The sequence below is a fragment of the Flavobacterium melibiosi genome, from assembly GCF_048158545.1.
GTDB lineage: Bacteria > Bacteroidota > Bacteroidia > Flavobacteriales > Flavobacteriaceae > Flavobacterium > Flavobacterium melibiosi.
Map to the genome: position 1 here is coordinate 33,019 of NZ_JBLNKU010000006.1, position 21,872 is coordinate 54,890.

The window sequence follows — 21,872 nt, forward strand, 5'->3', positions numbered from 1 at the left end:
AATTCAAAATGAGCATTTTTTATTTACACTATACTTCTAGTTTTCCGAAGGCAAAAACCCAAAGGTTTTAGAATATTTCAACATTTGTTCCGCAAATGTTTTCGGTTGCTGTACTTCTATCGAAATAATTCTACCTTTTTTATCTAACTTTGGAACCAATACTGGATTTACAAAACCACTATAAGCAGCAGAAGCAAATTGTTTATTACGCGCTAAAACTTCGGCATGCAATTTCTGATCTACTTTTACACCATAATTTTCCACTAATGCTTTTCCTGCGTTAAAATCACCTTCTGATTTGATTCGTTGCACTTCTCTTAGCAATTGCCCAAATAAATCATGTAGTTTTTCATAATCCGTAATATTGAAATACGTTTTTCCATCGCGAGTAATTTTCTCAATAACATTGTCATTTTTTCCTTTTTCAAAAACCCAGGCACTAACCCACTGGCGATTTCTCATATGTGATTCTTCAATATTAGCACCTAATTCTAAACGTACCAATTGCATCATTAATCCATTTCTGATATAATTATTATAAGACTCCATCCCCAGTTTTTTCCAATCATCAACTAATCCTAATTCTTGTAATTTTGGGTTATACAAATAATATAATCCCACTAGATCCGCTCTTCCTTCTTCAAGTGTTGAGGCATAGCTTTTCAACGATTCTTTTGGAGTTCCCACTCCCGGATTAATTTGTCCTGAGGCATGACCAACTACTTCGTGTAAAGCAGTATGCATCTTACCTCCTATTTCTCCATATTTTTTTGCCAAGACAATTTCTTCTTCGTCATTTGCAAATTCCTCTAATTTTCCTTTTCCGGCAGCTTTAGCGTACGAATCAATAATATTACTTAAAGAAACGGATTTCGAACCATGTTCAGCACGAATCCAATCTGCGTTAGGAAGATTTACTCCAATAGGTGTACTTGGTGATGCATCACCTGATTCTCCTGCTACAATAACCGTTTTATAAGAAACCCCTACTACATTTTTCTTTTTATGTTCTGGCATCAATGGAGAATTATCTTCAAACCATTGAGCGTTTTTGGACACTACTTCCATTTTTGCCGACATGTCAAAATCTTTTATCTGAACGATTCCTTCATAAGAACCTCTATATCCTAATGGATCATTGTACACTTCGATAAAGCCATTGATATAGTCAATATTTCCTTCAGTTGCATGCAACCAAGCAATGTTATAGTCATCCCAAGTTTTCAAACTACCCGTTTTGTAATAACTTATCAGTAATCCTAAAGCATCCGCTTGTTTTTTATTCTCGGCAACAATTTTGGCTTTTTCTAACCAATAAATAACTTTATCGATAGCCGCTCCATACATACCGCCACTTTTCCAAACTTTTTCTACTAATTGTCCTTTTGCATTGCGAACTAATTTAGAATTCAAACCATAAGAATATGGCTTTTTAGGATCTGGACTTTTTTTCTTAGCATAGAAATCTTCCGTTTCTTTTAATGAAATTCCTTTTCCGTAGAAGTTAATTGCGGAGCCTTCCAATAAACCTTTCGATTCATCAAGATTAACTTTCTTTGCATCAATATCATTAAAGATAATAACTGCAATAGCTGGTGACAAAGCTGTTTTAGTCACTTTCATTAAACCATCGAAATAGGCTGCAGAAAAACCTGGCTTAATTTTATCACTGGAATAATGATGGTGTATTCCATTTGAGAACCAAACCCTTTTAAGGTAAATTTCAAAATTTTTCCAGTCTTCGGAGGTTTTATCCCCTTTATAATTTTTGTAAATATTCTCTAACGCTTTTCTGATTTTTAGATTGTATTTATAATTTTGGTCCCACATTATATCGCGACCCGAAGTTCCGGCTTGTGTCAAATAATAAACTAATCTTTGTTCTTTTAGGGTAAGATTTTCCCAACCTGGAATTTGATAACGTAACACTTTAATGTCTGCAAATTGCTCTACAACATAATCAAAAGAGTCCTTTTCTGTCATTTTTACTTCAACTTTTTTTGTTATTTGTGCACTACAAATAGCAGAAATAGCAAGAGTAATTAAAACACTTGAAATTTTAAGTAATTTCATTATTAATTATATTTAGTGGTTAAATGAACTATTATTCAACAAATATATAGATTCTTTAAATAAATAATAAAAAACCATCTCCCAAATTTTCGTTATTACGATGCAACTAAAATAGCCATTATACTTTCAATCCAATATTTTTTTGAATTCAGAGTTTATAAAATGGAAATTAAGTTTCAAAAAAATTATTCAAATTACAACGAACTAAAAGAACCTCTTTTATAATTTTTTGATACTTATTCAACTATATTAATAAAATTTTTAACTTTACAAGTTAAAACAGCCTATTACCATGAGGATTTTAAAATATCTATTTCTTTTACTATTACTTAGCTTAGTTGCACTATCCATTTTTATTGCAACACAAAAAGGAGATTTTACTGTAGAAAGAAGCAAAGTCATTAATTCCCCAAAATCAGCAGTGTTTAATTTTGTCAATGATTTTAAAAATTGGGAAGACTTTGGTTCATGGGCCGTAGAAGATCCTGAGATAAAAATAACGTATCCTCAAAATACTATTGGAAAAGGCGCCTCTTATTCATGGGAAGGAAAAAGTGGCAGTGGTGAAATCAAAACAATTTTTGTAAAAGAAAATGACAGCATTTCTCAAAAAATGAATTCTGATGGTACGATGTCTGATGTTTTTTGGAGTTTTAAAGACACTGTCGGAGGAACTAAAGTAACTTGGAGAACAAAAGGAAAAATGAGCTTTCTTTTTAAAATATATTCTGCTTTCAATGGTGGTGTTGAAAAAATTATCGGTGGCCTATATGAAAAAAGCTTAGCCAACTTAGACAAAACTCTTGATTATGAAATAAATACTTATTCAGTAAAAGTGGAAGGTTTAGTAAAAAAACCCGAGACTTTTTATTTGCATCAAACTTTTACCAGCAAAATTTCTAGTGTTATTAAAAATTACAAAATCGTTTCTCCAAAAATAATACTCTTCTGTGAAAAAAATAATCTTACAATCACAGGAAAACCCTTTATACTATACCACACTTATGATGTGGTAAACGGACTTGCCAAAATATCTATTTGTGTACCAATTAAAGATCAAATTTTCACAAGCGAAGGAAGTGATCTTTATTCCGGAAAACTAGAAGCATTCGAAGCGGTAAAAACCGTTTTAACTGGCGATTATTCCCACAGGCAAAAAGCTTTGGATAAAACATCCCAGTATCTTAACACCAACCGACTAGCTCCTGACGCCACATTTTCACATCTAGAAATTTACTCCACAAGCAAAACTGAAATAAAAAATCCATCAAAATGGGTTACTGAAATTTATCATCCAATAAAACCAAAAGTCGAAGCTATTAAAATATACAAAACAGCTGTTATCAAAACCGAAGAAGTACTAAAAACAGAACCGGTTGTAAAAACTGATGAAGCTATAAAAACGGAACCAGTTGCAAAACCTAAACCGGTAGTAAAAAAACCAACTGCCCCAAAAAAGGAAGAAGAAGAATCTGAATTTTAATTTTTTTTCATCACAGATTAAACCTAATTGATAAATTCCATTCTAACTCATAAATAATAGCTTTGCAAGAGGAAAAGGAATTCATTCAAAAACTATTGAACCCTAAAACGCAGAATGAAGCGTTTCAACAGCTCTTGCAGGACTACCAAAGACCGCTGTACAATCACATTCGTAATATTGTATTGAACCATGATGATGCCAATGATGTTTTGCAAAATACTTTTATAAAAGTATTTCAACATTTAAAGAACTTCAAAGGCGAAAGCAAACTTTTTTCTTGGATATATCGCATTGCCACTAATGAAGCCCTGACTTTCTTGAATCAAAAAGCAAAAATTAACGGAATATCATCAGAAACTTTACAAAACAAAACCATTGACAATCTAAAAGCCGATGTGTTTTTTGATGGAAATGAAATTCAAATAAAATTACAAAAAGCCATTGCCGTTTTACCCGAAAAGCAACAATTAGTTTTCAAAATGAAATATTTTGAAGAATTAAAATATGAAGAAATATCAGAGATTCTAGGGACATCAGTAGGCGCTTTGAAAGCATCTTACCATCATGCCGTTAAAAAAATTGAAGCCTTTGTAACGGCAAATTAAACCTTTTATATTTAATTAAGTCTAATGTGTATTATGAAAACATTTAAATTAGAGAACGAACCTAAAATTGAAACTGGATTTAAAACTCCAGACCATTATTTTGAAAATTTTTCAATCAAAATGATGGAGCAATTGCCTAAAAATGAGCCAAAAGTAATTTCTATTTTTCAAAAAAGAAAAACTTTAATTATGATGGCTGCAGCAGTTTTAGTACTTGCTTTGATGATTCCAATTTTAAGTCCTTCTTCGACAAACACAAAAGAATTAGATGCTGCAGCTTTAGAAAATTACATTACGTATCAATCTAATGTAAATCAATATGATTTGATAAGTGTATTAGAAACCGAAGATATTAATAACATAAAAACTGGTATAGTTTTAGAGGATGAAGCAATAGAAGATCATTTGTCAACAAATTCAAACTTAGAAAATCTCATTTTAGAATAAACTAGACAGTAAAGCTATAAATAAATAAAAAATGAACATAAAAAAATTATTACCAATACTACTACTCTTTGTTTCATTCAACTTTTACGCTCAAGGCGAAAGTATGAAAGAGAAAAAAGAGCAAATAAAAGCTTTAAAAGTAGCTTTTTTCACGGCTGAATTAGACTTCACAACTAATGAAGCCGAAAGATTCTGGCCAATCTACAATACATTTGATGACAAACAATTTGAATTGAGACATCAAAAAATGAAAACGTACATGAGAAGGATGAGTGATGGATCACTGGATAAAATAACTGAAAAAGAAGCAAATACCTTTTTGGCCCAAATAGAAGATACCGAAGAAGAGTTGTTTTTATTGCGAAAAAAATTCATGCAAAATGTGAGAACAATTTTACCTGCCGTAAAAATAGTTAAACTTAAAAAAGCTGAAGAAGATTTTAATAGAAAATTGCTGCAACAATATCGCAACAAAGGTCAAAAAAGATAATATTTTTTATTTTTATTAGTTCAAAAAAAATACCCTAAGCTCTAATTATATTAGACTTAGGTGTTTTTCATTATTTAAAACTGATGCGAATCATTTTATTTTGCCCAGCAGCAATTGCCGTATGATTATCTATAAACCTGATGGTATTAAGAGTGGAATCTGTTGATAATTGTTTCCATGAATTACCACCATCCGAAGAATAGTAAATTCCTGAAAAACCAACTGTAACCAGCCCTTTACCGTTACTTTCAGGAACATATTGTACACAAGAAGCATATCCAAAAGCTTGATTTTCTGCTATTAGCTTCCATGTTTTTCCACCATCATTAGTTATTGCTTTATTAGAAAAATTTTGATTTCGCACTTCATAATCCCCTCCGGCAACAAATCCAGTTTGAGCATCATAAAAATCTGCTGTAAAAATTCCGGTCATTGATTTTCCTTGCACTATTGGAGTATCATACACTATCCATGAATTTCCCTTGTCTGAAGAATAAAAAACTCTTGATTTTTTTCCACCGGAAACAATCCATGTCTTGTTCCCTTTGATTATAATATTAGTGTTGCTTGCCGCAAAAGCTGCTTCTCCATCAATCACTTTTGGTAATTTATCAGACGGGATTTTATTCCATGAATTTCCGCCATCACGAGTAATAATTATATTAAGACAATCGGCGATTGGGTCTCCCATTGCTATTCCTTCCTTATCATTCCAAAATTGCATACTATCATAAAACACTTTTTCATGATTTTCCTGATACACTAATTTCGTTTCTTTTCCATCTTTTGAAATTTGATATAACAAAGCTGGATTTCCAACATTTAGAATAAAAATATGCTTTTTTGTTTTGGCATTACTTCTAAACTCAAGCTTTAAGGAATCTTTGATAATTTTGCTTTCAAATTTTTGATTATTTTCCAAATTAAAAAAACCGAATCTCCCTTTATCAGCAGCAAACCAAATTTTATTTTCATCAATTAAAATGGCTCTGATACTTATTTTATCCTGAAATAATGTGTCTACTACAACGGACTTAAATTCAGCATTAGCATCATTTTTCACAGCAAAATCGGGCGTTTTACAGGATATTAAAACATTTGAAATCAATAGAATCAAAAAAACAGTTCTCATTTTTTATAAATTTTTATGGCTAATTTACAATTAATAATAATAACAGTAAATCAGGATTAAATTAATTGGCACAGTAATTGGATAATCAAAAAAAGAATAAACTTAATTCAATTAATTATGAAAACGAAACTACTACTATTGAGTCTATTGACTTCTGTTTTCGCAACACAAATACAGGCGCAGGATAGAACATCAGTAAATGCAATGAATAATGAAATCAGTGACAATCTTGATCTGAGAGCTGTTGCTTCTATTTTTGGTGACTCAAGAAATCTACAAGATTTTGAACGACGCCTGAATGACCCCGAACTACAAATATCAAATTTAGATTTGAATAATGACAATGAGGTTGATTATTTAAGAGTTATTGAAACTGTCGAAAATCGGACTCACGTAATTATCATTCAATCTGTTATAGATACTGATGTATATCAAGATGTAGCTACAATTGACGTTGAAAAAGACAGAAACAATAACATTCACGTTCAAGTCGTAGGAGATGTATACATGTATGGCCAAAATTATATTTATGAGCCTGTATATTATACCACTCCACTAATTTATGCTTCATTCTGGTCTCCTAATTATCGTCCTTATTATTCTACATGGAATTGGGGGTATTATCCTTCTTATTATTATGCATGGAATCCATTCCCAATATTCAGATATAGAAATAACATCAACATTAGTTTGAACATCAACAACAATTACAATTATGTTAATTATAGAAGAAGTGAGCGCGCAATCGTTCTTCACAATTCAAGACGTTCAAATGATTATGAAAGACAACACCCGAATTATTCCTTCTCGAGAAGAAATGTTAACGTAACAAACCGTTATGAATTAGATCAAAGAAGAGGGCCAAGAAACGAAGTGGGTTATTCAAACAGAAGAACAGGAACTCAAAGAGATTATTCTCAAAACAGAACTAGTTCCTCAAGAGCGGCAACTCCACAAAGATCAGGTTCGTCTAGAGATTATTCTCAAAACAGAACCAATCCTTCGAGAGAAGTAGCGCCACAAAGAGGAAATTCTCAAAGAGATTACTCTCAAAACAGAACCAGCCCTTCTAGTCAGGCAACGCCACAAAGAGATTATTCTCAAAACAGAACTAGCCCTTCTACTCAGGCAGCACCACAAAGAGGAAATTCTCAAAGAGATTATTCTCAAAACAGAACTAGTCCTTCTACTCAAGCGGCTCCACAAAGAGGAAACTCCCAAAGAGATTATTCTCAAAACAGAACTAGCCCTTCTACTCAGGCAGCGCCACAAAGAGGAAATTCTCAAAGAGATTACTCTCAAAACAGAACCAGTCCTTCTACTCAGGCAGCGCCACAAAGAGGAAATTCTCAAAGAGATTACTCTCAAAACAGAACCAGCCCTTCTAGCCAAGCGGCTCCACAAAGAGCAGAGTCACAAAACAGAGGTAATTCTTCAAGAGAATCAGCTCCACAAAGAAATGAATCTCAAAGAGGTAATTCATCAAGAAATGACAACAGAAGATCTTAAAAGACTTCCATAGAAACTTAAAAAACACGGCTCATACGGCCGTGTTTTTTTTTATTGTATAAAAAGCGCTATTTTATTTTAAAAGTGTAAATTTGACCAGTTTTTTAAAAATTTTTCATGAGCACTTCACACAAAGACCTCCATAGTAAATGGACATTAGGTGGATTATTAATTTCATTAGGAATAATTTACGGTGATATTGGGACTTCGCCTTTATACGTAATGAAAGCCATACTTGGGGATCATATCATTAATGCTGATATTGTTTTAGGCGGAATCTCATGTGTTTTTTGGACACTTACTTTACAAACCACCATAAAGTACGTCATCATTACTCTAAGTGCTGACAATCATGGAGAAGGTGGTATTTTTGCATTATATGCTTTAGTCAAAAAGACAAAAATCCAATGGTTAATAGTCCCCGCAATAATTGGGGGAAGTGCATTACTTGCTGACGGAATTATTACTCCTCCTATCTCAGTATCTTCTGCAGTTGAGGGAATCAGGACCTATTATCCTGAAATAAACACAATCCCAATTGTTATAGGTATTCTATTTGTACTTTTTACCATTCAACAATTTGGAACCAAATTAGTTGGTAAGTTTTTCGCACCCATGATGCTGATTTGGTTTGGAATGCTTGCTGTTCTTGGAATCACTCAAATTTCTCAACACGCTGAGGTTTTAAAAGCCATTAATCCGTATTACGCGTATCATTTATTGACCATTCATCCAGAAGGTTTTTTTGTTTTAGGATTTGTATTCCTTTGTACAACTGGTGCTGAAGCATTGTACTCAGACATGGGACATTGCGGACGAAAAAATATTAGAATCAGTTGGATTTTTGTAAAAATTGCTTTAGTACTTAATTATTTTGGACAAGCGGCTTACTTAATACATCACGAAGGAGAAACATTACAAAGTTTGGGTGGGAAAAACGGAAACCCATTTTACCTAATAATGCCTGACTGGTTTCAACCTATAGGAATTGTAATCGCTACGCTTGCTGCTGTAATTGCCTCACAAGCATTAATTAGCGGATCTTTTACTTTGATAAATGAGGCGATGCGATTGAATTTTTGGCCAAAAGTAAAAATCAAATATCCTACCGAATTAAAGGGGCAATTGTACATTCCATCGATAAACTGGTTACTGTTTTTTGGATGTGTCGGAATCGTATTGCACTTTGAAGAATCCAGCAATATGGAACATGCATACGGACTCGCAATTATTTTATGTATGATAATGACCACTATTTTACTGAATTTTTATTTAATAATGAAAAGAGTAAAATTATATTTTATTGTGCCGTTGATTACCATTTATTTAATAATCGAATTTAGTTTTCTGGCAGCGAATATTACTAAGTTCGCTGATGGTGGTTATGTAACGCTTTTTATAGCTATAACATTGATATCTGTCATGACTATTTGGTATTTAGCTAAGAAAATCAACAAAAGTTATACTAAAATTGTTAAAATTGAAGATTACAAAAAAGTACTTGTCGAATTAAGTGCTGATTTATCCATCCCAAAATATGCAACACATTTAGTTTACATGACTAATGCAGGAAGAGTGGATGAGATAGAAGAAAAAGTAATGTATTCCATTTTGCAAAAAAGGCCTAAAAGAGCTGATATATACTGGTTTGTCCATGTAAATATATTGACTGAACCTTATAAAACCGAATATAAAGTAACCGAAATTGTCAAAGATGATTTGTATCGTGTAGATTTCAATTTAGGTTTTAGAGAACCTACAAAAATTAACTTGATGTTTAAGGAAGTTATTAAGGACATGGTTCAAAAAGGAGAAATGGATATAACCAGCAGGTATGAATCTTTGAATAAAAACAATATCATAGGTGATTTCAAATTTGTTTTATCCGAAAAATTTCTTTCTAATGACAGTGACTTAAGATGGCATGAAAAAATAATCATGAACTCTTATTTCTTAATTAAAAAATTAAGTTTATCTGAAGAAAGAGCATTTGGCTTAGACAGTAGCTCCGTAAAAATAGAGAAATTCCCAATGGTACTTCACGCACCTGAAAACATAGGCTTGACCAGAGTTAAATAAATTATTTTCAACATACAATCTATTTAAAAACACCGTATTCAACGGTGTTTTTTTATGGTGGAAAAAGCTCTAATGTATTTAAAAAGAGTAAATTTGAAAAGTTTTATAATTTTTTTTCATGAGCACTTCGCATAAAAACATACACAGTCAACTTTCTGCTGCAGGTTTATTGATTACTTTAGGAATAATTTATGGAGATATTGGTACCTCGCCACTATATGTAATGAAATCCATAATAGGAGAACATGCCATAAACAAGCAGTTAATATTAGGTGGTTTATCATGTATATTGTGGACGTTGACTTTACAAACTACTCTAAAATACGTAATCATTACCCTTAATGCAGATAATCATGGCGAAGGTGGAATTTTCTCATTATATTCTTTAGTAAAAAAAACTAAAATACAATGGCTAATTGTCCCTGCCATTATTGGGGGAAGTTTATTATTAGCCGAAGGTATTATAACGCCTCCTATTTCAGTTTCTTCAGCAGTTGAAGGATTGCATATCTTTAAACCCGATATCCCAACAATTCCCATTGTCATTGCGATACTTTTTATACTGTTTAGCATTCAACAATTTGGAGCAAAACTGGTAAGTAAGTTTTTTTCACCTACCATGTTAGTATGGTTTTCTATGCTTGGAATTTTAGGATGCATCCAAATTTTTAAAAATGTTGAAATCTTCAAAGCTATCAATCCTTATTATGGCTATAAATTATTAACCTCAGATAAGGCTGGTGAAGGATTTCTAATTCTGGGAGCCGTATTCTTATGTACAACAGGAGCAGAAGCATTGTACTCGGATATGGGACATTGTGGCCGACGTAATATCAGAGTCAGTTGGATTTTTGTAAAAACAACATTGATCCTGAATTATTTTGGACAAGGAGCATTTTTACTGATGCACGAAGGAAAAACATTAGCTCAATTAGGAAGTTCCAATCACAATCCATTTTATTTAATCATGGCCGATTGGTTTCAACCCATTGGAATAGTAATTGCCACATTCGCAGCTATTATTGCTTCACAAGCCTTAATAAGTGGTTCATTTACATTGATTAATGAAGCAATGCGTTTGAATTTTTGGCCAAAGGTAAGAATCAATTACCCAACAGATGTAAAAGGACAACTATACATTCCCTCGATAAACTGGTTACTTTTTCTAGGATGTGTTGGTATCATTTTATATTTCAAGGAATCTAAATACATGGAGCATGCCTATGGTCTGTCTATAATTTTAGGGATGATGATGACAACAACGCTATTAAATTTCTATTTGATAATGAAAAGAGTCAAATGGTATTTCATGACGCCCTTAATAACATTATATGGTACTATAGAAATTGGCTTTTTGTATGCTAACGTTTCTAAATTTATGGAAGGTGGATATGTAACATTATTTGTAGCAATATTTATGATTTTCATAATGAGCACTTGGTTTTTAGCAAAAAAAATTAGTAAAAATTACACCCAAATTGTTAAAATTGACGATTATATAAAAGTTCTTGGTGAGTTAAGTCATGATGAAACAATCCCAAAATATGCGACCCATTTGGTATACATGACAAACGCAACCAGATCAGATGAAATTGAAGAAAAAGTAATGTATTCAATCCTTCGAAAAAGACCAAAGAGAGCTGATATCTACTGGTTTATACATGTACATGTGTTAAACGAACCATATAGAAAAGAATACCGAGTAACAGAAATACTAAAAGATGATCTATACAGAGTTGATTTTTACTTGGGCTTTAGAGAACCAACCAAAATAAACTTAATGTTCAAAGAAGTAATCAAGGATATGGTTAGCAAAGGTGAAATGGACATTTCTAGCCGATATGAATCCTTAAATAAAAATAATATTATAGGTGATTTCAAATTTGTGTTATCCGAAAAATTCCTTTCCAATGATAGTGATTTAACTTTCTTTGAAAAAATTGTAATGAATACCTATTTCGTTTTGAAAAAATTCAGTTTGTCTGAAGGAAAAGCTTTTGGTTTAGACAATAGTTCCGTAAAAGTAGAACAGTTTCCTATGGTACTGCATCCACCGGAAATTATCAACATGAAAAGAATAGAAAAGTCTAATCCTAATATGTAATTCCTACCATTTTCTTTTCGTCAAATCTTATTTAAAAAAAGTTTTTTTCTTTATTAGAAAAAAACTTTTTTGTTTTTATGCATAGTACAACTATTTTCAAGCAACACTCTTGTAAACTCCTAAACTACAAATACAAAAACTCACATAAAAAAAACCTACCTTTGCACCTCAATTATTCAAAATGAGATTACACAGAAATTTAGTTTACACAACAATAGACGCCTTAAACGCCATTTTTAATGAAGGCGAATATGCAGATAAAGTAGTAGCAAGATCCTTAAAAAAAGACAAACGTTGGGGAAGCTCTGACAGAAAGTTTGTTGCCGAAACCATCTACGAAATCGTACGTTGGAAAAGATTATACGCAGAAATAGCCGAAGTAAAAGAACCTTTTGACAGAGACAATCTTTGGAGAATGTTTTCTGTTTGGGCAGTATTAAGAGGATATCCTATTCCGGATTGGCGTCAACTGGAAGGAACTCCAGAACGAAAAATAAAAGGGCGTTTTGACGAACTTTCAAAAGTGAGAGCTTTGAAAGAATCTATTCCAGACTGGATGGATGAATTAGGAGTTAAAGAATTAGGCGAAAAAGTTTGGGCAACTGAAATTACTGCTCAAAACCAACCTGCTAAGGTTATTCTAAGAGTAAATACACTTAAGACAACAAGAGAAGCTTTACGCGCTATTTTGATGGATTTAAACATTGAAACTGAAACGTTGAAAAATCAACCGGATGCTTTGGTTCTAAAAGAAAGAGCCAATGTTTTCTTAACTGACGCTTTTAAACAAGGTTTTTTTGAAGTTCAGGATGCCAATTCACAATTAGTAGCAGCTTTCCTTGATGTAAAACCAGGAATGCGTGTTGTTGATACGTGTGCTGGAGCAGGTGGAAAAACACTTCACATTGCTTCTTTGATGGAAAACAAAGGACAATTAATTGCAATGGATTTGTATGAAAGCAAACTGAAGCAATTAAAAATCAGAGCTAAAAGAGACGGTGCTTTCAATATTGAATACCGCATTATCGACTCAACAAAAATCATCAAAAAATTACATGAAAAAGCAGACCGTGTTTTAATTGATGCACCATGTAGCGGTTTAGGAGTTTTGAAAAGAAATCCAGATGCTAAGTGGAAATTGAAACCGGAATTTATTGATAACATTCGTAAAGTTCAATCAGAAGTTTTAGAAAGTTATTCTAAAATTGTAAAACCGGGTGGAAAATTAGTATACGCTACTTGTTCTATATTACCATCAGAAAATCAAGAGCAAATTGCTCGTTTCTTGACTACAGACATTGGAAAACAATTCAACTTTGTAAAAGACCAAAAAATCTTGGCTTCAGAGTCAGGTTTTGATGGATTCTACATGGCGTTGTTAGAAAGAAAAGAAAACTCAGAACAGAAAGAAAAAAGAGTACAGAAAGAAGTAGAATAGAATTGGAATTTTAGACTCCAAAATTCACAAAAAAAATCCTCGAATCGAGGATTTTTTTTGCGCTTTTATGTTCTTTATTCTATTCTCTTTTAATCTTCCTAATCATTCATTGAGATTAAAAACTCCTCATTATTTTTAGTTTTCTTGAAACGATCATTAATAAAATCCATCGCTTCCACTGGGTTCATATCCGAAAGGTATTTTCTCATAATCCACATTCTTTGCAATGTTTTTTGATCCAATAACATATCATCGCGTCTTGTACTTGAAGAAGTCAAATCGATAGCTGGAAAAATACGTTTGTTAGCAATTTTTCTATCCAATTGCAATTCCATATTACCAGTTCCTTTAAATTCTTCGAAGATAACTTCATCCATTTTTGAACCAGTTTCTGTCAATGCAGTAGCAATAATACTTAATGAACCACCATTTTCAACATTACGGGCAGCTCCAAAGAAACGTTTTGGTTTTTGTAATGCATTCGCATCCACACCACCACTTAATACTTTACCTGAAGCAGGCTGAACCGTATTATAAGCTCTCGCTAAACGTGTAATGGAATCCAATAGAATCACTACATCGTGACCACATTCTACCAAACGTTTTGCTTTTTCAAGAACAATATTCGCAATTTTCACATGCTCTTGTGGCTCTCTGTCAAAAGTAGAAGCAATTACTTCTCCACGCACACTACGTTGCATATCGGTAACCTCTTCCGGGCGTTCATCAATCAATAAAACAATTAAATACACTTCAGGATGGTTCGCCGCAATAGCATTGGCAATTTCCTTAAGCAACATGGTTTTACCTGTTTTAGGTTGCGCCACAATCATTCCACGTTGTCCTTTTCCTATTGGTGAAAACAAATCGATAATTCTAGTTGAAATCGTGCTTTGTTTCTCCGCTAATTTGAATTTTTCTGATGGAAAAACAGGCGTTAAATGTTCGAATGAAACTCTATCACGAACTACTTGAGGATCGTGTCCGTTTATTTTTAAAACGCGTACTAATGGGAAAAATTTCTCCCCTTCTTTTGGTGGACGAACCACTCCTTTTACAGTATCTCCGGTTTTAAGACCGAATAATCTAATTTGAGAAGTTGATAAATAAATATCATCTGGCGAAGCCAAATAGTTGTAATCCGAAGAACGCAAGAAACCATATCCATCCGGCATCATTTCTAGAACACCTTCACTTTCTATAATTCCGTCAAATTCAAAGTCGGAAGCAGCAAAATTACTTTTCTTATTTTTAAAATTTGGATTTGGATTTCCGTTTCCATTTCCGTTTCCATTACCGTTTCCATTACCGTTTTGATTTAGGTTTTGGTTAGGATTTTGATTTGGATTCTGCTTATGTAATTGATTTGGATTTATCTTTTTTACCGGTGCGGCAGGAACTTCCGTTTTATCTTCAGTAGCTGCATCTGCAACCTCGATATTCTCTTTGGTTGCTTCTTTTATTTCTTCCTTATCCTTTTTTAAAGCAATTTTCTTTTCGTAGGCTGATTTATTAAATTTAATAATTTTACCTACTTTTTTCTCCCCATCTACCGATTGTTCTGCAATTGGAGTAATCTCCTCTTCTCTTGGTACTGGTTCAACTGAGGAAATATTTTCTTCAACTGGAGTATTTATTTCTGTTGCAGTTTCTTCTTTTTCAAAAAGAGTATTTTTTACCGCTTTTTGTATCGCTACTTTTTTAACAGGAACAATTCGCGCTCTTTTTGGTTTATCGTCTTCAACATTACTTTCCGTTTTAGTGTCTAATGATGAATCAACGTTAGAAGCCACTTGATGTTCTAAAATCTGACTAATTAAAGTATCTTTTTTTACACCGTTAAACTTTATGGTTTTAGCTGATTTAGCTATTTCTTGAAGCTCAGATAGCTTCATTTCTTTTAATGCAGAAATATCAAACATGAATGTTCTTTGAGTTTAATTAATTTGGAAAATTGTAAAGATAGGTAGTAAACTTTTTTATTTTGAATCAACCGCAGTATGAAGTGCTTACGGAATTGTTATGCAATAATACGAATAAAATTTAATCATACAATAGCATTTATAAAAAAGAAAATATATTTTTGTAGAACAAATTCAAACCATGATACAAAGAATTCAAACCATTTATTTATTTCTTGCTTTTGTAGTGACAGGTATTTTACCTTTTTTCATTCCTTTATGGACAATGAGTAATGATTCTGAATATTATTTTATGCAAGATCAAGTTTATGTAATCTTATTTGGTTTAAGCACAACGCTTACTTTATTGAGTATCGTATCGTATAAAAAAAGACAAAATCAATTTGTTATTGGCAGATTGAATATCATATTAAATTTAATTTTATTAGGATTGTTTGTATATCGTTCACTAAACTTATCTGGAGAAACACTGGCTGTTTCAGAGAAAGGTATTGGGATGTTTCTACCTATAGTTGCTATCGTATTATTAGTCTTGGCTAATAAGGCCATCAAAAAGGATGAAGATCTTGTAAAATCTGTGGACAGATTGAGGTAAACCTATAAACTTAATTTATTAGTGCGAAGAGAACCCGAATGTAACAGTTCGGGTTTTTTTGTACGCATGTTGCTAAAAAAATACTAAAAATCTTACTAAATTATTCATTAAATTTTTATAAATTTGGACCTGGTAATTCCATTATGAAAACAAAAATCAGAATCCATTTAGCGGACGACCATCAAATACTCATTGACGGAATCAGTACTTTACTGCAAACCATTCCTAATTATGAAGTGGTGGGTTTCTCGTTAAATGGAAACAATATTTACGATGATGTCACGAATAACAAATCTGACATTCTCATATTGGACATCAATATGCCCGAAAAAGATGGAATTGAGGTTATTAAAGAATTTGCAGAAAAAGGATTTCCTTGTAAGGTTATTATTCTTTCCAGTTATGACGACTTGAAATTGATAAAAGAAATCATGAAACTGGGCGCTAGTGGTTATTTAACAAAACAATGTGCCGGTGAAAATATCGTCGAAGCCATTGATGCAATTTCGAGAGGAGAAGAATATTTTTGCAAACCTATTCGAGAAAAAATCTTTAATTCTTTCACAAAGAACAATCCAAAACTAAACAAATACGAATCGGTTTCAAATTCGATTTTGACTGGACGCGAATTGGAAATTATCACTTTGATTTCATTAGAATACAGTGGCAAGGAAATTAGCGAACAATTGTTTATCAGTATAAATACTGTTGAGACGCACCGTAAAAACATAATGAAAAAACTAGATCTAAAAAACACTATCAGTCTGGTGAAATATGCCCTTAAAAATAATTTGATTAAATCATAAATTAAGTAGTAAAAGTTTTTTTATGTATCCATTTCGAATTAATATCGTGTCTTTGTTTGTGCTACTTTTTTTAAGTACTGCATTTTTTGCTCAAGAAAAAACGCCTTCTAAAAAAGAAATCACACTATTGGCAAAAGAGGCAAATCATTACATGAAGGAAGGCCATTTTGAAAAATCTCTGGTTAAAGCCAGAATCGCTTTACATTATGCCATTACCATTAAGGATGATAACCTTATAGCTTCAATTTACAACACAATTGGCGCCAATTTTGATGAATTAACTGAATTTGACAAAGCTTTTTTTTATTACAACAAAGGCTTAATTTATGCTGATAGGACCAATAATTATCAATTAAAAAATTGGCTCTATAATAATTTAGGAAACATCTATTGCTTTGATAAAAAACAATATGAAAAAGGAATTGTTTGCTATAAAAAATCACTGGAGTATTGTGAAAAAACGAATGATTTTGGTCAAACTGTTTTTACAAAACTCAATATTGCTTGGGCTTATTTTGATATTGGCGATTTTGACAAGGGATTACCGTATCTAAATTACATCAATCAACACCACAAAAAATATGGAGATGCATCTACTCTAGTTGCACTTAACATGCTTAACGGCATGTATTACGGCTATAAAAATGACACCGAAAAAGCCCATATATTTTTCCAAAATGCTATACGATTAGGAAATGACGGAGAAGAGAAATCAGATTTGTCATTTTCACACCAAGAATATTCCAAGTTTTTATTAAAAAATGGTGAATTTCAAAAAGCATATGAAAATCTGGCTCTTTACAACTCCATTACCGCTAAACTTAATTACGAAGAAAAACTAAAAAAGGCCAATGTTGCAGGAATTAATCTCGAAATCGACAGGTACAAAAGAGAGATTGATAACATAGAAACCAAATACAAAACCAAGCAATATTTATTATTAGAAAAGCAGTCTAAGAATAAAAAAATTAGTATTATACTCATTTCGTTATTACTTTTAATCATCATTCTTTTTTACTTTTTATTCCAGAATACAAGACTAAAGCAAAACAATAAACTCAAAGACCTGCAAAGCAAAATTCAGGAAAACATAATCAATGCATCTATAAATGGGCAGGAACAAGAAAGAAAAAAAATTGCTTCTTTTTTACATGATAACATCAGCGCTTTACTGTCTTCTGCGGGATTACATTTAAATGTTTTCACTTCTCAAAATCAATCATCCCCCCAAGAAATACTAAAAACTAAAGCGATATTAGCAGAAGCACATGATAAAGTTCGCGATTTATCGCATGAACTCATGCCTACACTTTTGGCCCGTTTTGGTTTATTTTATGCACTGGAAGATTTAAGTGAAAAAAATTCAAACTCTGTAATTCAATTTAGATATTCAAGTCCGGTACCTACAAAAACGCGTTATAATGAAGAATTTGAAATGAAAATTTATTTTATTATCAGCGAACTATTGAATAATATAACCAAACACAGTCAGGCAAACACCGCAAAAATCACGATTCAGGAAAACAACAAAGCATTACAAATTCATGTTTATGACAACGGAAAAGGTTTTGATCCCGCTCATTTTAATACCCTTGAAGGTTTTGGGCTCAATCAGATTCAGGCGCGGATAAACAATTTAAAAGGAGGTATTTCTATCGATTCCAAGCAAAACTCTGGAACATCAATTTATATTGTTGTGCCTATCGCACATAAATAAAAGTTACCCTTTTTTCTCCATCTCTATAATTTCCAAATCCTTTATTTTATCGCCATCTATCACAAAACGCAACATCGTGCGCACTTGATGAAAACCACTTTTTCCAGCCGCTCCTGGATTCATGTGCAATAAATTATGCTTTTTATCAAACATGACTTTCAGGATGTGCGAATGCCCACAAATAAATAATTTTGGTGGATTTGTATCCATTTCTGCTTTGATATTGGAATTGTATTTCCCCGGATAACCGCCAATATGCGTAATCCAAACATCGACTCCTTCACACATAAAACGATTGTGCAACGGAAATTCTAATCGCGCCTTGGCATCATCAATATTACCATACACACAACGCAACGGTTTCAACTTTTTTATCGCATCGGTTACAGCCAAATCACCAATATCGCCCGCATGCCAAACCTCGTCAGCCAGTGCGACATATTTCAAAATCGTATCGTCAATATGACTGTGCGTATCAGAAAGCAGGAGTATTTTTTTCATTATTTAAATTGTCATTACTATACACAAGGTAATTAGGAGCTATTTCCAGCTATTCGTTTCAATCTTTTATGTCCGCAAAAAGGCGGAACATAAAAGGATTTCCACTGCTATCTGGGCTACGATTTTGTGGTAAAATTAAACATTCGAATTCCAAATAAAAAATCAAATTGAAACTTAACAAACTTTGCGCCTTAGCGACTTCGTGGCAAAAAAATTAATAAGTATCTTTGTGACTTCAAAAAAATTCACTTGAGATATTTCATCAAATTAGCATACAACGGAACCCATTATCACGGCTGGCAATACCAACCCAATGCTGCTTCCGTTCAGGAAACGATGAATAAAGCGTTTTCGGTGCTATTGAATTCAACCATCAATCTTATGGGAGCCGGAAGAACGGACACCGGTGTTCATGCCAAAGAGATGTATGCTCATTTTGATTTTGAAACACCATTTGACATTCCAAGTTTAGTGCACAAACTAAACTCCTATTTGCCTAAAGACATTGTGATTTATGCTATTATTCCGGTTCATGATGAAGCGCATACTCGTTTTGATGCTACTAAAAGAACATACGAATACCATATCAACACCTTTAAAGATGTTTTTTCGCAAGACCAAAGTTGGTATTTCCATCAAAAACTAGATGTCGATTTGATGAATGAAGCGGCAAAATTATTATTCAATCATACTGATTTTCAATGTTTTTCAAAAGTCAATACGGATGTAAATACTTTTGACTGTACAATTTTTGAAGCCAATTGGACTCGAGGCACAGCCGAACAGGGCGCAGACAAACAAGAAAATGGCAACTTAATTTTTACCATTTCCGCCAATCGTTTTTTACGCAATATGGTTCGTGCTATTGTGGGAACATTAGTAAACATAGGATTACACAAGATTACACTGGCTGATTTTACTGCCATCATAGAAAGTAAAAACCGAGATAAAGCTGGTTTTTCGGTTCCGGCGCATGGTTTATATTTAACCAAAATAGAATACGATTACATTACGCAATAGCCCTGATTACTTCACTAAACTTTTATTTTTATAGGAGTTCAGTGAATGTAAACATTTGAAGTGAAAAATAGCAACGAATAGCAGGAACAGCTCCAAAAAATATGAAAGCAAAAGCATTTGATACCCGATTATTCAAACGAATATTAAAATTCACTAAACCCTATCAATGGCGTTTTAATGGGGTGATCATTTTCGCCGTTTCACTATCGGTTTTTGCGGCATTACGTCCGTATTTATTGAAACAAACCGTGGATGGTTACATTGCAACCCAAGACCAACAGGGATTATTGATGTATGTAATCCTGATGGGAATTGTACTTTTACTGGAAGTATTTTCTCAATTTTACTTTGTGTATTGGGCGAACTGGCTCGGTCAAGACATTGTAAAAGACATTCGAACAAAATTATTTCGCCACATTTTAAGTTTCCGAATGAAATATTTTGATCACGTTCCCGTGGGACAACTTGTGACACGTTCGGTTTCAGATATTGAATCCATTGCTCGAATTTTTAGTCAGGGATTGTTCATGATTATCAGTGACTTGATGAAAATGGTTGTCGTATTAATTTTTATGTTCTACATGAACTGGAAACTGACTTGGATTGTGATTGTGGCGATGCCAATTTTAGTTTATTTCACTCGAATTTTCCAGAAAAAAATGCAAGTGGCTTTTGAGGAAGTGCGTACCCAAATTGCCAATATGAATTCCTTTGTGCAGGAACGCGTAACGGGAATGAAGATTGTCCAACTTTTTAATCGTGAAGATATTGAGTATGAAAAATTCAAAAGCATCAATGACAAACACAAAAAAGCCTGGATAAAAACCATTCTTTATAACTCCATCTTCTTCCCTATTGCCGACATTATTTCGTCTTTAACCCTTGGTTTCATTGTATTGTATGGCGGAATCAAAATATTAAACGGAGATAACTTTACCACTTTTGGAGATTTATTTTCGTATACGATGTTTATTGGAATGTTATTCAATCCATTGCGTCAAATTGCGGATAAATTCAACGAGATGCAACTGGGAATGATTGCTGCAAACCGTGTTTTTGACATTTTGGATACCGAAGATCAAATTCAGGATACCGGAATTATCGAAGCACCAATCTTTAAGGGAGACATCCAGTTTAAAAACGTCCGTTTTGGGTATATTCCGGATGAAGAAGTGATAAAAGGAATCAATTTAGAGGTTAATGCGGGTCAAACCATTGCTATTGTAGGTTCTACAGGTGCCGGAAAATCTACGATTATTAACTTGCTGAATCGTTTTTACGAAATCAACAGCGGTTCTATTTACATAGACAATCACAATATTGAGAATTATACATTGGGTTCCTTACGAAAACAAATTGCGGTTGTATTGCAGGATGTTTTCCTTTTTGCCGATACTATTTTTAACAATATCACCTTGAATAATCCTGAAATTAGTCGGGAACAGGTTTTGGCTGCAGCCAAAAAAATTGGCGTCCATGAATTCATCATGAGTTTACCGGATAATTATGATTTTGATGTAAAAGAACGCGGGGTTATGCTCTCTTCCGGTCAGCGTCAATTGATTGCTTTCTTGAGAGCATATGTGAGTAATCCAAGTATTTTAATTTTGGATGAAGCCACTTCTTCGATTGACACCTATTCTGAAGAATTGATTCAGCGTGCTACGGAAACAATTACTAAAGGCAGAACATCCATTGTGATTGCGCATCGCTTGGCAACGATTGTCAATGCTGATAAAATTGTCGTGATGGATAAAGGACTGATTGTAGAACAAGGAACGCATCCGGAATTAATCAACCGTGAAAGTGGGTATTACAAGAACTTGTATGATTCCCAGTTTTCGGTGGCGAATTAGTTTTTTTACTTTAACGACTGTAAAGTTTATTTGCCACTAAGACGCAAAGGCGCTAAGTTTTAAATTTGGTTCCGCTTCTTTTTTGGAAATTGTAA

17 protein-coding genes are annotated in these 21,872 nt (G+C 33.0%); 13 read left to right on the forward strand and 4 right to left on the reverse strand.

The genetic code is table 11. From position 1 onward, the window contains the following. Positions 1–36 precede the first annotated feature (36 nt). The gene (locus ACM55F_RS08800; protein ID WP_143388056.1) at positions 37–2,073 is read right to left on the reverse strand and encodes a dipeptidyl-peptidase 3 family protein; all 2,037 of its coding nucleotides are present in this window, start codon (positions 2,071–2,073) and stop codon (positions 37–39) included. A gap of 292 nt (positions 2,074–2,365) precedes the next feature. Here ACM55F_RS08800 and ACM55F_RS08805 point away from each other — a divergent pair, with 292 nt between their 5' ends. The 4 genes from ACM55F_RS08805 (at position 2,366) to ACM55F_RS08820 (ending at position 5,098) form a co-directional block, all read left to right on the forward strand. Then, complete coding sequence (locus ACM55F_RS08805) at positions 2,366–3,556, forward strand: SRPBCC family protein (RefSeq protein ID WP_416853427.1); 1,191 nt, start codon at positions 2,366–2,368, stop codon at positions 3,554–3,556. Positions 3,557–3,618: 62 nt separating this feature from the next. Beyond that, positions 3,619–4,161 carry an RNA polymerase sigma factor gene (locus ACM55F_RS08810; RefSeq protein WP_416853428.1) on the forward strand — a complete coding sequence of 181 codons (543 nt, stop codon included), beginning with the start codon at positions 3,619–3,621 and terminating at the stop codon, positions 4,159–4,161. A 33-nt stretch (positions 4,162–4,194) separates the two neighbouring features. Further along, positions 4,195–4,608: a hypothetical protein gene (locus ACM55F_RS08815; RefSeq protein WP_416853429.1), complete on the forward strand. Its 414-nt coding sequence runs from the start codon at positions 4,195–4,197 to the stop codon at positions 4,606–4,608. A 31-nt stretch (positions 4,609–4,639) separates the two neighbouring features. Then, the gene (locus ACM55F_RS08820) at positions 4,640–5,098 is read left to right on the forward strand and encodes a sensor of ECF-type sigma factor (protein WP_416853430.1); all 459 of its coding nucleotides are present in this window, start codon (positions 4,640–4,642) and stop codon (positions 5,096–5,098) included. Between the two features lie 70 nt (positions 5,099–5,168). Here the strand turns inward: ACM55F_RS08820 and ACM55F_RS08825 are convergent, their stop codons facing one another. Then, a complete protein-coding gene (locus ACM55F_RS08825; protein ID WP_416853431.1) occupies positions 5,169–6,230 on the reverse strand; it encodes a sialidase family protein in 1,062 nt (353 codons plus the stop codon). A gap of 117 nt (positions 6,231–6,347) precedes the next feature. Between ACM55F_RS08825 and ACM55F_RS08830 the strand changes: the two genes are divergently transcribed. From ACM55F_RS08830 to ACM55F_RS08845, 4 genes are all read left to right on the forward strand, one after another. Then, positions 6,348–7,739, forward strand: coding sequence for a hypothetical protein (locus tag ACM55F_RS08830; protein ID WP_416853432.1), 1,392 nt, complete (start codon positions 6,348–6,350; stop codon positions 7,737–7,739). Positions 7,740–7,856: 117 nt separating this feature from the next. Then, positions 7,857–9,818 (forward strand): KUP/HAK/KT family potassium transporter, encoded by a 1,962-nt coding sequence (locus tag ACM55F_RS08835; protein WP_416853433.1) that lies wholly within the window; start codon positions 7,857–7,859, stop codon positions 9,816–9,818. Between the two features lie 118 nt (positions 9,819–9,936). Beyond that, positions 9,937–11,922 (forward strand): KUP/HAK/KT family potassium transporter, encoded by a 1,986-nt coding sequence (locus ACM55F_RS08840; RefSeq protein WP_416853434.1) that lies wholly within the window; start codon positions 9,937–9,939, stop codon positions 11,920–11,922. 181 nt (positions 11,923–12,103) lie between these two features. Next, entirely contained in the window at positions 12,104–13,360 is a 1,257-nt protein-coding gene (locus ACM55F_RS08845) for an RsmB/NOP family class I SAM-dependent RNA methyltransferase (protein WP_416853435.1), read from the forward strand. Between the two features lie 98 nt (positions 13,361–13,458). Here ACM55F_RS08845 and rho read toward each other — a convergent pair whose 3' ends face one another. After that, positions 13,459–15,282 carry a transcription termination factor Rho gene (gene rho / locus ACM55F_RS08850; protein WP_416853436.1) on the reverse strand — a complete coding sequence of 608 codons (1,824 nt, stop codon included), beginning with the start codon at positions 15,280–15,282 and terminating at the stop codon, positions 13,459–13,461. Positions 15,283–15,463: 181 nt separating this feature from the next. Between rho and ACM55F_RS08855 the strand changes: the two genes are divergently transcribed. The 3 genes from ACM55F_RS08855 (at position 15,464) to ACM55F_RS08865 (ending at position 18,400) form a co-directional block, all read left to right on the forward strand. Continuing rightward, entirely contained in the window at positions 15,464–15,877 is a 414-nt protein-coding gene (locus tag ACM55F_RS08855; protein ID WP_416853437.1) for a DUF4293 domain-containing protein, read from the forward strand. Between the two features lie 143 nt (positions 15,878–16,020). Continuing rightward, positions 16,021–16,683, forward strand: coding sequence for a response regulator (locus ACM55F_RS08860; RefSeq protein WP_416853438.1), 663 nt, complete (start codon positions 16,021–16,023; stop codon positions 16,681–16,683). Positions 16,684–16,705: 22 nt separating this feature from the next. Then, a complete protein-coding gene (locus tag ACM55F_RS08865; RefSeq protein ID WP_416853439.1) occupies positions 16,706–18,400 on the forward strand; it encodes a tetratricopeptide repeat-containing sensor histidine kinase in 1,695 nt (564 codons plus the stop codon). A gap of 3 nt (positions 18,401–18,403) precedes the next feature. On the opposite strand, the gene ACM55F_RS08870 is transcribed toward ACM55F_RS08865, so the two are convergent. Continuing rightward, positions 18,404–18,901 carry a metallophosphoesterase family protein gene (locus ACM55F_RS08870; protein ID WP_416853440.1) on the reverse strand — a complete coding sequence of 166 codons (498 nt, stop codon included), beginning with the start codon at positions 18,899–18,901 and terminating at the stop codon, positions 18,404–18,406. 249 nt (positions 18,902–19,150) lie between these two features. Here ACM55F_RS08870 and truA point away from each other — a divergent pair, with 249 nt between their 5' ends. Both truA and ACM55F_RS08880 read left to right on the forward strand, forming a co-directional pair. Continuing rightward, positions 19,151–19,921: a tRNA pseudouridine(38-40) synthase TruA gene (gene truA / locus ACM55F_RS08875; RefSeq protein ID WP_416853441.1), complete on the forward strand. Its 771-nt coding sequence runs from the start codon at positions 19,151–19,153 to the stop codon at positions 19,919–19,921. Positions 19,922–20,022: 101 nt separating this feature from the next. After that, positions 20,023–21,777, forward strand: coding sequence for an ABC transporter ATP-binding protein (locus ACM55F_RS08880; RefSeq protein WP_416853442.1), 1,755 nt, complete (start codon positions 20,023–20,025; stop codon positions 21,775–21,777). Positions 21,778–21,872 lie beyond the last annotated feature (95 nt).